Source organism: Streptacidiphilus albus JL83 (genome assembly GCF_000744705.1).
In the GTDB taxonomy this organism is placed as follows: Bacteria; Actinomycetota; Actinomycetes; order Streptomycetales; family Streptomycetaceae; genus Streptacidiphilus; species Streptacidiphilus albus.
In genome coordinates this window covers 8278387-8292860 of sequence record NZ_JQML01000001.1, presented here as the reverse complement: position 1 = coordinate 8292860, position 14474 = coordinate 8278387, and the positions used below count along the sequence as shown (strand labels likewise).

Sequence of the window (14474 nt, the reverse complement as noted above, 5' to 3'; positions counted from 1 at the left end):
TGCTCAGGAGCTGTGGTGGGAGCGCCCCGGTTCCGACCGCCCCGCTTCCGGCGCGCCGGTTCAGCCCTTGAGGCTGCCCGCGGCCAGGCCCGAGCGCCAGAAGCGCTGGAGGAAGAGGAACATGATGACCAGCGGGACGACCGAGACCATCGCCGCGGTGATGATGATGTTGAACGGCACCGAACTGGAGCCGATCCCGCGCTGGGACTGCCAGCCGACGATTCCGACGGTGACCGGCTGCAGCTTCTGGTTGGCCAGCATCAGGGCCGGCAGCAGGTAGTTGGTCCAGATCGCGACGAACTGGAACAGGAAGACCGTGACCAGGGCGGGCGACATCACCCGCAGCGCGATGGTGGAGAAGATCCGGAACTCGCCCGCGCCGTCGATCCGCCCGGCCTCCAGCAGCTCGTCCGGTACCGAGGCGGCGGCGTAGACCCGGGACAGGTAGACCCCGAACGGGCTGACCATGCTCGGCAGCAGCACGCTCCAGTAGGTGTTGACGATGTGCACCGGGGAGAACATCAGGTAGAGCGGAATGGCCAGCAGCGGCTGCGGGATCAGCACCGCGCCGAGGACGACGTTGAAGATCGCCTCGCGGCCCCGGTAGCGGTACTTGGCCAGGGCGTAGCCGGCCATGGCGGAGATCAGGGTGCTGATGCCCGCGCCGAGCACCGCGTAGAGGGCGCTGTTGGCCAGCCACTGCCCGTAGATGCCGCCGCTGCGGGTGAACACGGACTGGACGTTGCTGAAGAGGCTGAAGTGGGCGAACCAGAAGCCGTTGGTCGAGTAGAGCTGGTTGTTCTCCTTGGTGGAGTTGACCAGCAGCCACCAGACCGGCAGCAGGAAGTAGACCGCCGACATGATCATCCCGGCGAGGATGATCCAGCGGGCGGGCGAGAAGCGGGCGCGCCGGGGCTCGGTGCGGGCGGTGCGCTCCGTGCCGGTGTCCGGACGGTCGGTCAGGTGCAGGCTCACTGGGTGTCTCCCCGGCGCTGGACGAGGCGCAGCAGTCCGAACGACAGCGCGAAGGTCAGCACGGCCAGGATCACCGAGTCGGCGGCGGCGCGGCCGAAGTCGTTGTCGTTGACCGCGTTGTAGGCGGCGAAGATCGGGGTGTAGCTGCTGCTGAGGGTCGGGGCGATGTTCTGCAGCACGGCCGGCTCGTTGTAGAGCTGGGCGGTGCCGATGATGGAGAAGACCGTGGTGAGCACCAGGGCCGAACGCACCGCCGGGATCTTGATGTGCCAGGCGATCCGCCAGGGCCCGCAGCCGTCCATGACGGCGGCCTCGGACAGCTCACCGGGGACGGCCTGCAGCGCCGAGTAGATGATCAGCATGTTGTAGCCGGTCCAGCCCCAGGTGATCATGTTGCCGATCGAGGGGGCCAGCATCCCGCCGGAGACGAAGTCCACGTGCAGGCCGAGGTGGGCCAGCGCCGAGCTGATCGGGCTGAGGCCGGGGGCGTAGAGGAAGGCCCACATGATCGCGCCGATGACCCCGGGCAGGGCGTAGGGCAGGAAGAACGCCAGCCGGAAGAAGCGCTTGAACAGCGTGGTCCGGGCGTCCAGCAGCAGTGCCAGGCCGAGCGCCAGGCCCAGCATCAGCGGCACCTGCACCACGCCGATCAGCAGCACCCGGAGCAGCGAGGAGCGGAAGGCGGCGTCGCCCAGCGCCCGGGTGTAGTTGGCCAGTCCGCCGAAGACCTGGGTGGGCGCGCTCAGTCCGAGCCCGGACCGGTGCATGGTGAACAGGCTCTGGTAGACGGAGTAGCAGATCGGCGCCAGGTAGAGGCAGACGAACAGCAGGGCGAACGGCAGCAGGAATCCGGCGGCGGTCCGGCCCGGCCGGTTGCGCCGGGCGGGCCTGCGCGGCGCGCCGCGGGTTCCTGTCGGTGCCGACAGGGGCTGGGAGGTGGTCACGGGCTTCTCCATACGTGCGGGACCGGGGCGGGCACCGCGGGGTCTTCGGGTTCGCGCGCGTGCTGCGCGGGGCCGGACGGACGGGTGGGGAGGGCGGCCCGACCGTCCGGCCGGTCCGTCAGCCGACGCTGAGGCCCTGGTTCTTCAGCTCGGCCACGGTCGAGTTCTGGACGCTGGTCAGCACAGACGGCAGGGTGCTGCTGCCGCTGCCGGCCTGGCCCAGGCCGGTGCCGAGGTCGGTCGAGGTCTGGGTCATGGTCGGACCCCACTGCCAGGTGGTGGAGATGTTCGGCGTCTCGGCCTTGAAGACGTCGTAGATGACCTGGTTGCCGTAGAAGGCGTCGGGGGTGCTGAGCGCGGCGTTGGTCAGGCCCGAGGTGGCGGCCGGGTAGATGCCGGTGACCTTGATCAGGTTGCTGACGCTGTCGGCGTTGGTGCTCATCCAGACCGCGAACTCGGTGGCGGCCTTGGCGTCGTTGCAGCCCTTGAGCACGGCGGTGGCCGAGCCGCCGTCGTTGCCGTAGACCGGGTTGCTCGCGTCCCAGACCGGCATCGGGGCCACGGCCCACTTGCCGGAGGTCGACTTGTCGACGCTGGTGGCGATGATCGGGGCGTCCCAGACGGCGTTGACGTCGGAGAGGATCTTGCCGTCGCTCATGTCCTTGTAGAGCGAGGCGTCGTAGCTGGGGTCGGGCTTGAGCAGGTGCTTGCCCAGCAGGCCCTGCCAGTAGTCGGCGACCTTGGCGTTGGCCGCGCTGTCGATGCTGACCTGCCAGGAGTTGTTGCTGGTGCCGAACCAGCCGGCGCCGGCCTGCCAGTCGAGCCCGGCGTACTGGTAGGCGTCGTTGCCGAAGTCGCCGAGGTAGACGCTCGGGTCGGCGGCGTGCACCTTGGCGGCGTCGGCCGCGTAGTCGGCCCAGGTGGCGGGCGGGGTGGTGATGCCGTACTTGGCGAACAGGTCCTTCCGGTAGAGCAGCGCCATCGGCGCGGTGTCCACCGGGATGCCGAAGACCTGGCCGCCGATGCTCACCTGGTTCCAGGTCCAGGCCGCGAACTGCGACTTGGCGCTGTCGGCGTCGGCGGAGACGTCCTGCAGGGCGCCGGCGGCGGCGAAGCTGGGCAGGGTCTCGTAGCCGACCTGGGCCAGACAGGGCGCGTTGCCGGCCTTCACCGCCGTCAGCATCTTGGTGTAGCCGCCCTTGGAGCCCGAGGCCGTGGTCTCGAAGCTGACCTGGATGTCGGGGTGGGTCTTGTTGAACAGGGCCACCGACTGCGCGTAGCCCGGGGCCCAGCCCCAGAACTGGATCTTGACGGGGCCGGCAGCCGTGCCGCCCGAGGCGGAGCTGCCGCTCGTCGAGCTACTGCTGCAGGCGGTGAGTGCGACGAGGGTGGCCGCCGCGATCCCGGCAGCTCGCATCCATCGGGTCTCCACAGTGAACTCCTTGTGATTCATGCTTTCGTTTCTGCGCATCATTGAGGCAAAATGAACAGCAGTCAACAGTTTGACCGGTCAAAGTTTGCAGAACCACGCAGGGTCGCCCAGGATGGGCCTCGCCCGGCGCAGCTGACTGAGCGAACCACGGCCTTGCCAGCAGAATCAAGCAGTATGACCGGTCCAATCCTCGCCGAGGGCGGACCGGGGCACCAGAGCCCGACGAGCACAAAAGCGCATACATCTGCTCCACCCGTGCACGACCCGCACAGCCCTGCCCCCGGCACGTCGCCCAGGCCCCAAGGAACCCCATGCTCGACATCTCCCCCGACGGCTTCACCCTCGACGGCCGCCCGCTGCGGCTGCTCTCCGGCGCCCTGCACTACTTCCGCAGCCGCCCCGAGCAGTGGCCGCAGCGGCTCGGCATGCTCCGCGCCCTGGGTCTGAACACCGTCGAGACCTACGTCCCGTGGAACCTGCACGAGCCCCGACCGGGCAGCTACGACTTCGACGGGATCGCCGACCTCGGCGCCTTCCTCGACCTCAGCGCGGCGGCCGGCCTGCACGCCATCGTCCGCCCCAGCCCGTACATCTGCGCCGAGTGGGAGAACGGCGGCCTGCCCTGGTGGCTGTCGGCCGACCCGGCGCTGCGGCTGCGCACCGCCGACCCGCGCTACCTGGCCCACGTGGACCGCTGGTACGACCGGCTGATCCCGCTGATAGCCGAGCGGCAGACCAGCCGCGGCGGCAATGTGCTGATGGTGCAGATCGAGAACGAGTACGGCTCCTTCGGCACCGACCACGACTACCTGCGCCACCTGGCCGAGGGGCTGCGCGCCCGGGGCATCGACGTCCCGCTGTTCACCAGCGACGGCCCCGAGGACTTCTTCCTGACCGGCGGCGCGCTCCCGGAACACCTGGCCACCGTCAACTTCGGCAGCCGGGGCGCCGAGGCCTTCCGCGAGCTGCGCGCCCACCAGCCGAAGTCGCCGCCGTTCTGCATGGAGTTCTGGAACGGCTGGTTCGACCACTGGGGCGAGCGGCACACCGTCCGCCCGGCCGAGGACGCGGCCGGGGCGCTGCGCGAGATCCTGGACCAGGGCGGCTCGGTCAACCTGTACATGGCCCACGGCGGCACCAACTTCGGCACCTGGGCCGGGGCCAACACCGCCGACCCCCGCACCGGCGCCGGCTACCAGCCGACCGTCACCTCGTACGACTACGACGCCCCGATCGACGAGCGCGGCGCGCCCACCGCCAAGTTCTGGGCCTTCCGCGAACTCCTGGCCGCCCACACGGACGGCCCGCTGCCGGAACCGGAACCGCTGCCCGCTCCGCTGCCGCTCACCCGGCTGGAGCTCACCGAGTCACTGCCGCTGGCCGACGCGGTCGGCGCGCTCAGCACCGGCGCCGTCCGCTCCCCCACCCCGCCCCGATTCGAGGAACTGGGCCTGGAGCACGGTCTGGCCCTGTACCGCACCACCGTCCCGGGGCCGCGCCGGGCCTACCCGCTCACCGTCCAGGGCCTGGCCGACCGGGCCCGGGTGGAACTGGACGGGCGGCTGCTGGCCGTCCTCGAACGCGACGCCGAGCACCCCCCGGTCGAGTTCGCCGTCCCCGGGGCGGAGTCCGAGCTGACCCTGCTGGTCGAGTCCATGGGCCGGGTCAACTACGGCGCCGGGCTCGGCGACCGCAAGGGCCTCGGCGCGGTCCTGCACACCCAGCAGCAGCTGCACCGGTGGACGGTGGAACCGATGCCGCTGCGCGACGGCACCCCCGGGCTGCTGCCCTGGGCCGGCTCGGCCGCGCCGGAGGCGCTGACCGGACCCGCCTTCCACCGCGCCTGCTTCGACCTCGCCGAACCCGCCGACACCTACCTGGCGCTGCCCGGCTGGACCAAGGGCTACGCCTGGATCAACGGGGTGCTGCTCGGCCGCTACTGGGACCGGGGGCCGCAGCGCACCCTCTACCTGCCCTGGCCGCTGCTGCGCGCGGGCCGCAACGAGCTGGTCCTGCTGGAGCTGGACGGCTCCACCGGCCGCACCGCCGAGCTCCGTCCCGAGCCCGACCTGGGTTGACGGCTCCTCGGACAGCGGTGCCCCGCTGCTCCCGGAGGGGAGAGCAGCGGGGCACCGTCAGTGACACACCGTCAGTGCAGCGGCGTCAGCCCTCCTGCTGCTCCTTGGGCTTGGCATCCACGCCGGCCTCCTTGCGCTGCTGCGCGGTGATCGGCGTCGGCGCGCCGGTCAGCGGGTCGCCGCCGGTGGAGGTCTTCGGGAAGGCCATCACGTCGCGGATGGTGTCGTAGCCGCCGAGCAGGGTCACCACCCGGTCCAGGCCGAGGGCGATGCCGCCGTGCGGCGGCGGGCCGAAGTCGAAGGCGGTGAGCAGGAAGCCGAACTGCGACTGGGCCTCCTCCTCGGAGAGCCCGATCGCCTCGAAGGCGCGCTTCTGCACGTCCTTCTGGTGGATACGGATCGAGCCGCCGCCCAGCTCGGAGCCGTTGAGCACCAGGTCGTAGGCGTTGGAGAGGGCGTTGCCCGGGTCCTTGTCGAAGGTGTCCAGGAACTCGGCGGTGGGCGCGGTGAAGGGGTGGTGCACCGCGTGCCAGCCCTGGAACTCGCCCTTGTCGTCCTCGATCGGCTCGAACATCGGGAAGTCGACGACCCAGAGGAAGGCCCACTTGGACTCGTCGATCAGCCCGCAGCGACGGCCGATCTCCAGCCGGGCCGCACCCAGCAGCTCCTGCGAGGCGGTCTTCTTGCCGGCCGCGAAGAAGACGGCGTCGCCGGGCTTGGCGCCGGCCGCCTCGGCCAGGCCGGCCAGGTGCTCGGCGGAGAGGTTCTTGGCGACCGGGCCGCGCAGCTCGCCGGTCTCCTCGTCCACCAGGACGTAGGCCAGGCCGCGGGCGCCGCGCGCCTTGGCCCAGTCCTGCCAGGCGTCGAGCTGCTTGCGCGGCTGCGAGGCGCCGCCGGGCATGACCACCGCGCCGACGTAGGGCGCCTGGAAGACCCGGAACTCGGTGCCGGCGAAGTAGCCGGTGAGGTCGGTCAGCTCGTTGTCGAAGCGGACGTCGGGCTTGTCCGAGCCGTAGCGGGCCATGGCGTCGGCGTAGGTCATCCGCGGCAGCGGCAGCTGGACCTGGTGGCCCAGGACCTCGCCCCAGACCCGGGAGACGATCTTCTCGCCGAGCTCCAGCACGTCCTCCTGGTCGACGAAGGAGGCCTCGACGTCGAGCTGGGTGAACTCCGGCTGCCGGTCGGCACGGAAGTCCTCGTCCCGGAAGCAGCGGGCGATCTGGTAGTAGCGCTCCATGCCGGCCACCATCAGCAGCTGCTTGAACAGCTGCGGCGACTGCGGCAGGGCGTACCAGTGGCCCGGCTGGAGCCGGACCGGGACCAGGAAGTCGCGGGCGCCCTCGGGGGTGGACCGGGTGAGGTACGGGGTCTCGATGTCGAGGTAGCCGTTCTCCTCCATCACCGTGCGGATGATGTGGGTCGCCCGGGAGCGCAGCCGCAGCGCCTTGGCCGGGCCCTCACGGCGCAGGTCGAGGTAGCGGTAGCGGAGCCGGACCTCCTCGTTGACCGATCCGGGCTCGTACTCGGCGACCTGGAACGGCAGCGGCGCGGACTCGGAGAGCACGGTCAGCTCGTTGACCACGACCTCGACCGCACCGGTCGGGATCTCGGTGTTCTCGTTGCCCTCGGGACGGACCCGGACCTCGCCGACCACCTTGACGCACCACTCGGAGCGCAGCTCGGACACGGCGTCCAGGTCGCGCACGACGACCTGGACCGTGCCGGAGGCGTCCCGCAGGTCGATGAAGGCGACACCGCCGTGGTCGCGGCGGCGGGCGACCCAGCCAGCGAGGGTCACGGTGGTGCCGGCGTGCTCCGGGCGGAGCGTGCCGGCTTCATGGCTGCGGATCACTTGAGCTTCTCCTTCAGGGTGGCGACGAGAGCGTCGAGGGCGACCGGGGTCTGGTCGCCGGTGGTGAGGTCCTTGAGCTGGACGAGCCCCTCGGCGAGGTCCCGCTCGCCGGCGACCAGCGCGTAGCGGGCGCCGGAGCGGTCGGCCGCCTTCATCGCGGCCTTCATCCCCTTGCCGCCGTAGACCAGGTCGGCGTTGACGCCCTCCCGGCGGAGCGCGGTGACCGCGGCGAACAGCACCCGCTTGGCCTCCTCGCCCAGCGGCACCGCGAAGACGTCGGTGGCGGGCGCGACCGGGAGCTGTACGCCCTCGGCCTCCAGCGCGAGCACGGTGCGGTCCACCCCGAGGGCCCAGCCGACGGAGGGCAGCGCCGGGCCGCCGATCATCTCGGACAGCCCGTCGTAGCGCCCGCCGCCGCCGACGGCGGACTGCGAGCCGAGGCCGTCGTGGACGAACTCGAAGGTGGTCCGGGTGTAGTAGTCGAGGCCGCGGACCAGCTTGGGGTCGTCCTCGAAGGCGACCCCGGCGGCGGTCAGCAGCTCGCGCACCTGCTCGTGGTACGCCTTGCAGTCCTCGCACAGGTAGTCGACCAGCATCGGCGCGCCGACCAGCTGCGCCTGCACCGACTCGCGCTTGTCGTCCAGCACCCGCAGCGGGTTGAGCCCGGCCCGGCGGACGGTGTCCTCGTCCAGGTCCAGGCCGGCCAGGAACTCCTGGAGCGCGGCCCGGTAGACCGGGCGGCACTGCTTGTCGCCGAGGCTGTTCAGCAGGATCCGGAAGTCGCGCAGCCCGAGCGAGCGGTAGGCGTCGTCGGCCAGGATGATCAGCTCGGCGTCCAGCGCCGGGTCGGTGGCGCCGATCGCCTCGGCGCCGACCTGCCAGAACTGCCGGTAGCGGCCCTTCTGCGGCTTCTCGTAGCGGTACTGGGAGCCGGAGTACCAGAGTTTCACCGGGAGGTTCCCGATCCGGTGCAGGTTGGCCTCCAGCGCGGCCCGGAGCACCGAGGCGGTGCCCTCGGGGCGCAGCGCGAGCTCGTCGCCGCCGAGCGTGGTGAGGGTGTACATCTCCTTGGAGACGATGTCGGTGGACTCGCCGACGCCGCGCGAGAACAGCTTGACGTCCTCGAAGACGGGCGTCTCGATGTAGCCGTAGCCGGCCCGGCGCAGCGGGGCGGCGATGGCCTCGCGGACGGCCAGCACGGTGGCGGAGTCGGGCGGGAGCAGGTCGTAGGTGCCCTTGGGGGCGGTGAAGGCGTTCATCTGATCGTCAGTCACATTCCTCGGCGCACGGCGGCGGCGCTGCCTGCCCCGCCCGCGACCTGGAGCAGGTACGGGTTGGTGGCGCGCTCGCGGCCGATGGTGGTCTGGGGGCCGTGTCCGGAGAGGACCACGGTCTCGTCCTGGAGCGGCAGGCACACGCGGGCCAGCGACTGCAGGAGGGCCTCGGGGTCTCCTCCGGGGAGGTCGGAGCGTCCTACGGAGCCGGCGAAGAGCAGGTCCCCCGAGAACAGCACCGGCGGAAGCTCCGGTGCCTCGGGGGTCCTGAACGTCACCGACCCCTTGGTATGGCCGGGCGCATGGTCGACGGTGAACCGCAGTCCGGCCAGGTCGAGCACGCTGCCGTCGGTGAGCAGCCGCAGGTCGTCCGGTTCGCCGAGGGTGAGCTCCCCCATCAGCTGCGCGCCGAGGGAGCGGCCGAGGGCCTTCTCCGGGTCGGAGAGCATGTACCGGTCCTCCGGGTGGATCCAGGCCGGGACGCCGCGGGCGCCGCAGACCGGCATCACCGAGGCGACGTGGTCGATGTGTCCGTGGGTGAGGATCACCGCGACGGGCTTCAGCCCGTGCTCGCGGACCGCGTCCTCGACGCCGGCGGCGGCCTGGTGGCCCGGGTCGACGATGACGCACTCCTCGCCGGGGGCGGGGGCGACCAGGTAGCAGTTGGTGCCCCAGGCCCCTGCGGGGAAGCCGGCGATGAACACGTGGATCCTTTGCACGTCGGAGGTGGTGGCGGCGGGTCCGCGCTCGGGCGCGGGAGGTATGGACGCAGCCTACCGGCGGGGCGGGGACGATCGCGAACCCGTTGTCCCGGGGCGCGCTGCGGAATCCGATGCGGGAAATTCCGGTCCTGGCCACGGATTTTCAGATTTCCTCCCTACACTGAGCGCCCAACGAGTGGAAACATCCCCACCGACGAGGTGCGGGGACGCGCAGAGGGAGAGACCGTCGGTGGCCGCGAACAACACGTCGAAGACGCCCCAGCCGAAGCTGTCGAAGGACAAGGAGAAGCGGCAGCGGCAGTTGGCGCAGCTGAAGTACCAGCGCCAGCAGGCCCGCCGGGCGGAGTCGCTGAGGCGCACCCGGCGGCTGACCCTGCAGATCGGCTCGGCCGTGGTGGCCGTCGCCCTGCTCGCCGGCGGCACCTGGGCGCTGACCTCCGGCGGGAGCAAGAAGAAGTCGGCCTCGGCGGACGCCGCCGCCTCCGCCACCCCCTCGGCCGCCGCCAGCGCCTCCTCCACCGCCGCGCCCGCCTCGGTGAAGCTGCCGGTGGCCGGCTGCACGGCGGCGCCCACGGCCAAGCCCGCGACCATGTCGTGGAAGACCGAGCCGGCCATGACCATCGACACCAACGCGACCTACACCGCGACCATCGCCACCAACTGCGGTCCGATCACCCTGAAGCTGGACGCCGCGAAGGCCCCGCACACGGTCAACTCCTTCGTCTTCCTGGCCGGGCAGCACTACTTCGACCACGTGATCTGCCACCGGCTCACCAACGAGACCGGCCTGTACGTGCTCCAGTGCGGCGACCCGACCGGCAGCGGCACCGGCGGCCCCGGCTACACCTTCAAGGACGAGAACCTGACCGGCCTCGGCGCGGCCGGCTCCAGCGGCTCGGTGACCTACCCGGCCGGCACCGTGGCCATGGCCAACTCCGGCCCCAACACCAACGGCAGCCAGTTCTTCCTGGTCTACAAGGACAGCCAACTGCCGCCGAGCTACACCCCGTTCGGCACCATCACCGGCGGCCTGAGCGAACTCCAGGCGATCGGCGCGGCCGGTGCGCCGAACGGCGACGGCAAGCCGTACCAGGCGGTCACCATGAACAGCGTCACGACCGTCAAGTCCTGAAGCTGCGGCACCGGAACACCGCAAGCCCGTCCGCTGCGGCACGCGCGACAGTTTTCGCCGCTCGGATACGGACAGCACCGGCACCGGTCGCCTATGTTGGCGTCTTGTAGGGTGCCTTGACCCCGGTGGCCGGTTTGAGCCAGGCCGGGCAACGAACTGTGGACGGTGGCCCGCCCCCGAGAGGCGGGCCACCATATGGAGGAGGCGCTGTGACCAGCGACCCGTGGGGCCGTGTCGACGACGAGGGGACCGTCTACGTGCGGACGGCCGAGGGCGAACGCGTCGTCGGCTCGTGGCAGGCGGGATCCCCTGACGAGGCACTCGCCTACTTCACCCGGAAGTACGAGGGCATCGCCGTCGAGATCGGCCTGCTGGAGCGCCGGGTGCGGACCACCGACCTGGCGGCCAAGGACGCGCTGACCGCCGTCGAGCACCTGCGCGGACTGGTGACCGAGGGCCACGCCGTCGGCGACCTGGCCGCCCTGGCCAAGCGGCTCGACGTCCTGGTGGGCGAGGTGGACGCCAAGCGCGAGGAGCGCCGCGCCTCCCGCGCCAAGGCCCAGGAGGAGGCCAAGGCCGCCAAGGAGGCCCTGGTCGCGGAGTCCGAGCAGCTGGCGGAGTCCACCCAGTGGCGGGAGGCCGGGGACCGGCTGCGCGCCCTGGTGGACACCTGGAAGGCCCTGCCCCGGCTGGACCGGAAGGCCGACGACGAGCTCTGGCACCGCTTCTCGCACGCCCGCTCGACCTTCTCCAAGCACCGCAAGGCCCACTTCGCGACGCTGGACCAGCAGCGCGACGAGGCCAGGCAGCACAAGGAGCGGCTGGTCAAGGAGGCCGAGTCGCTGTCCGGGTCCACGGACTGGGGCGCGACCGCGGCCCGCTACCGCGACCTGATGACCGAGTGGAAGGCGGCCGGCCGCGCCCAGCGCGAGGCCGAGGACGAGCTGTGGGCCCGCTTCCGCGGCGCCCAGGACGTCTTCTTCCAGGCCCGCTCGGCGGTCTTCGACGAGCGCGACGCCGACGAGCGGGTCAACCAGGTCGCCAAGGAGGCGCTGCTGACCGAGGCCGAGGCGCTGCTGCCGATCTCCGACCTCAAGGCCGTCAAGGCCTCCTACCGCTCGATCAGCGAGCGCTGGGAGGAGATCGGCCACGTCCCGCGCGACGCCCGGCCCAAGCTGGAGGCCCGGCTGCACGTGGTGGACCGCGCCATCCGCGAGGCCGAGGAGGCCGAGTGGCAGCGCAGCAACCCGGAGGCCCGGGCCCGCGCCCAGGGCATGACCGGGCTGCTCCAGTCCGCCGTGGACAAGCTGGAGAAGCAGATCGAGGCCGCCCGGACCAAGGGTGACAACGGCCGGGTCGCCAAGCTGGAGTCCGAGCTGGCCGGCCGCCGCGAGCTGCTGGACCAGGCCCTCAAGGGCCTCCAGGAGTTCGGCGGCTGACAAGCCCCGCAGTACGCGCAGCGGGCCCCCACCACGCCGGTGGGGGCCCGCTGCGCGTACTGGCGCTAGCGCTGGCGCGAGCTGGTGACCCGGTAGACGTCGTAGACGCCCTCGACGCCGCGCACCGCCTTCAGCACGTGGCCGAGGTGCTTGGGGTCGCCCATCTCGAAGGTGAACCGGCTCATCGCCACCCGGTCGCGGGAGGTCTGCACCGCCGCCGACAGGATGTTGACGTGCTGGTCCGACAGCACCCGGGTGACGTCCGAGAGCAGCCGGGACCGGTCCAGCGCCTCGACCTGGATCGCGACCAGGAACACCGAGGACTGGGTCGGCGCCCACTCGACCTCGACCATCCGCTCCTGCTGCTGGGCCAGCGAGTCCACGTTGACGCAGTCGGCCCGGTGCACCGAGACGCCGTTGCCCCGGGTGATGAAGCCGACGATCGGGTCACCGGGGACCGGCGTGCAGCAGCGCGAGAGCTTCACCCAGACGTCCGCGACGCCCTTGACCACGACGCCCGGGTCGGCCGCGTTGCGGCGGCTGCCGCGCCGCCCGCCGCCGGTGGACGAGGGGGTGGTGGTCTCGGCGATGTCCTCGGTCGCACCCTCCTCGCCGCCGAGGGCCTGGACCAGCTTCTGGACGATGGTCTGCGCCGAGACATGGCCCTCGCCGATCGCGGCGTAGAGCGAGGAGATGTCCGGGTAGCGCATCTCGTGGGCCAGGGTGACCAGCGAGTCGCCGGTGAGGATGCGCTGCAGCGGCAGGCCCTGCTTCCGCATGGCCCGGGTGATGGCCTCCTTGCCCTGCTCGATCGCCTCCTCGCGGCGCTCCTTGGAGAACCAGGCGCGGATCTTGTTGCGGGCCCGGGGCGACTTGACGAAGCCCAGCCAGTCCCGCGAGGGCGCGGCGGTGGCGGCCTTGGAGGTGAAGACCTCCACCAGGTCGCCGTTGTCCAGGGTGGACTCCAGCGGCACCAGCCGGCCGTTGACCCGGGCCCCTATGGTCCGGTGGCCGACCTCGGTGTGGACGGCGTAGGCGAAGTCGACCGGGGTCGCCCCGGCCGGTAGCGCGATCACGTCGCCCTTGGGCGTGAAGACGAAGACCTCGCTGTTGGACAGGTCGAAGCGGAGCGACTCCAGGAACTCGCTGGGGTCCTCGGTCTCCTTCTGCCAGTCGAGCAGCTGCCGCAGCCAGGCCATCTCGTTGACGGTGTCGGCCTTGGCGCCCTTGCCGGTGGGCGTGTCGGTCCGCACCTTGGACGCCCCGGCCACCGCCTGCTGCTTGTACTTCCAGTGCGCGGCGATGCCGTACTCGGCCCGGCGGTGCATGTCGAAGGTGCGGATCTGCAGCTCGACCGGCTTGCCGCCGGGGCCTATCACCGTCGTGTGCAGCGACTGGTACATGTTGAACTTGGGCATGGCGATGTAGTCCTTGAACCGCCCCGGCACCGGGTTCCAGCGCGCGTGGATGGTGCCCAGCGCCGCGTAGCAGTCCCGGACCGAGTCGACCAGGACCCGGATGCCCACCAGGTCGTAGATCTCGGCGAAGTCGCGACCGCGCACGATCATCTTCTGGTAGACGCTGTAGTAGTGCTTCGGCCGGCCGGTGACCGTCGCCTTGATCCGCGCCGCCCGCAGGTCGCCCATGACCTGGTCGGTCACGGTCATCAGGTACTCGTCGCGCTTGGGCGCGCGCTCGGCGACCAGCCGGACGATCTCGTCGTACATCTTGGGGTAGAGGATCGCGAAGGCGAGGTCCTCCAGCTCCCACTTGATGGTGTTCATGCCCAGCCGGTGCGCCAGCGGGGCGTAGATCTCCAGCGTCTCGCGGGCCTTCTTCTCCTGCTTCTCCCGCTTCAGGTAGCGCATGGTGCGCATGTTGTGCAGCCGGTCCGCCAGCTTGATCACCAGCACCCGGGGGTCGCGCGCCATGGCGACGACCATCTTCCGGACCGTCTCGGCCTGCGCCGCCTCGCCGAACTTGACCTTGTCCAGCTTGGTCACGCCGTCGACCAGCATGGCCACGGTGTCGCCGAAGTCCCGGCGCAGCGTGTCCAGGCCGTAGTCGGTGTCCTCGACGGTGTCGTGCAGCAGCCCGGCCATCAGCGTCGGCAGGTCCATGCCCAGCTCGGCCAGGATGGTCGCGACCGCCAGCGGGTGGGTGATGTACGGGTCGCCGCTCTTGCGCTTCTGGCCCCGGTGCCAGCGCTCGGCGATCTGGTAGGCCCGCTCCAGCGTCGGCAGGTCGGCCTTGGGGTCGTTGCTGCGGACGATCCGGAACAGCGGCTCCAGTACCGGGTTGACGGTGTTGGCCCGCTGGCCGCCCAGACGGGCCAGCCGGGCCCGTACGCGGCTCGGGGAGGCGGCGCTGGGGCGGGAGACCACGGCGTGCGCGCCGGTCGTGGGAACGCGGCGCACGGCGGGCGGCTTGGCCGCCACGTACGGCGCGGGCGCGGCGGAGGCCGGCGCCTCGGCCGGCGCGGCGGCCTGGACGGCGGGCTGCGCTGCGGCGCGGGCGCTCTCCTCTGCCTCAGCCTTGGCAGCGGTTGGCACGACCTCTTCGGGCAAGTGCACTCCTCAGGAGCGAGTCGCGGATATCCCATGGTACCGAGCCCGGCGGACGCCTG

At 71.3% G+C, this 14474-nt stretch carries 10 protein-coding genes; 3 read left to right on the top strand and 7 right to left on the bottom strand.

The window, feature by feature from the left end; genetic code table 11:
- Window positions 1–60: 60 nt before the first annotated feature.
- The 3 genes from BS75_RS36140 to BS75_RS36130 form a co-directional block, all read right to left on the bottom strand.
- Window positions 61–975 carry a carbohydrate ABC transporter permease gene (locus BS75_RS36140; protein ID WP_231607998.1) on the bottom strand — a complete coding sequence of 305 codons (915 nt, stop codon included), beginning with the start codon at window positions 973–975 and terminating at the stop codon, window positions 61–63.
- On the bottom strand, window positions 972–1919 hold the full coding sequence (locus BS75_RS36135) for a carbohydrate ABC transporter permease (RefSeq protein WP_231607997.1): 948 nt from the start codon (window positions 1917–1919) through the stop codon (window positions 972–974). Before BS75_RS36135 ends, BS75_RS36140 begins: the two co-directional genes overlap by 4 nt.
- A 118-nt stretch (window positions 1920–2037) precedes the next feature.
- Window positions 2038–3351, bottom strand: a complete 1314-nt coding sequence (locus tag BS75_RS36130) for an extracellular solute-binding protein (RefSeq protein WP_231607996.1) — start codon at window positions 3349–3351, stop codon at window positions 2038–2040.
- 311 nt (window positions 3352–3662) lie between these two features.
- Between BS75_RS36130 and BS75_RS36125 the strand changes: the two genes are divergently transcribed.
- Window positions 3663–5429, top strand: a complete 1767-nt coding sequence (locus BS75_RS36125) for a glycoside hydrolase family 35 protein (RefSeq protein WP_034091229.1) — start codon at window positions 3663–3665, stop codon at window positions 5427–5429.
- A gap of 85 nt (window positions 5430–5514) precedes the next feature.
- Here the strand turns inward: BS75_RS36125 and aspS are convergent, their stop codons facing one another.
- Genes aspS through BS75_RS36110 form a run of 3 tightly spaced genes read right to left on the bottom strand, consistent with a single transcriptional unit; the run spans window position 5515 to window position 9259 of the window.
- On the bottom strand, window positions 5515–7281 hold the full coding sequence (aspS, locus tag BS75_RS36120; protein ID WP_034091228.1) for an aspartate--tRNA ligase: 1767 nt from the start codon (window positions 7279–7281) through the stop codon (window positions 5515–5517).
- Window positions 7278–8540, bottom strand: coding sequence for a histidine--tRNA ligase (hisS, locus tag BS75_RS36115; RefSeq protein WP_034091227.1), 1263 nt, complete (start codon window positions 8538–8540; stop codon window positions 7278–7280). The genes aspS and hisS overlap by 4 nt, the downstream gene beginning before the upstream one ends.
- An 11-nt stretch (window positions 8541–8551) precedes the next feature.
- A complete protein-coding gene (locus BS75_RS36110; protein ID WP_034091226.1) occupies window positions 8552–9259 on the bottom strand; it encodes an MBL fold metallo-hydrolase in 708 nt (235 codons plus the stop codon).
- A 247-nt stretch (window positions 9260–9506) separates the two neighbouring features.
- Between BS75_RS36110 and BS75_RS36105 the strand changes: the two genes are divergently transcribed.
- Together BS75_RS36105 and BS75_RS36100 are read left to right on the top strand one after the other, a co-directional pair.
- Complete coding sequence (locus tag BS75_RS36105; protein ID WP_231607995.1) at window positions 9507–10409, top strand: peptidylprolyl isomerase; 903 nt, start codon at window positions 9507–9509, stop codon at window positions 10407–10409.
- 209 nt (window positions 10410–10618) lie between these two features.
- Window positions 10619–11848, top strand: a complete 1230-nt coding sequence (locus BS75_RS36100) for a DUF349 domain-containing protein (RefSeq protein ID WP_034091225.1) — start codon at window positions 10619–10621, stop codon at window positions 11846–11848.
- A 65-nt stretch (window positions 11849–11913) separates the two neighbouring features.
- Here the strand turns inward: BS75_RS36100 and BS75_RS36095 are convergent, their stop codons facing one another.
- The gene (locus BS75_RS36095; RefSeq protein ID WP_034091224.1) at window positions 11914–14415 is read right to left on the bottom strand and encodes a RelA/SpoT family protein; all 2502 of its coding nucleotides are present in this window, start codon (window positions 14413–14415) and stop codon (window positions 11914–11916) included.
- Between the last annotated feature and the right edge of the window lie 59 nt (window positions 14416–14474).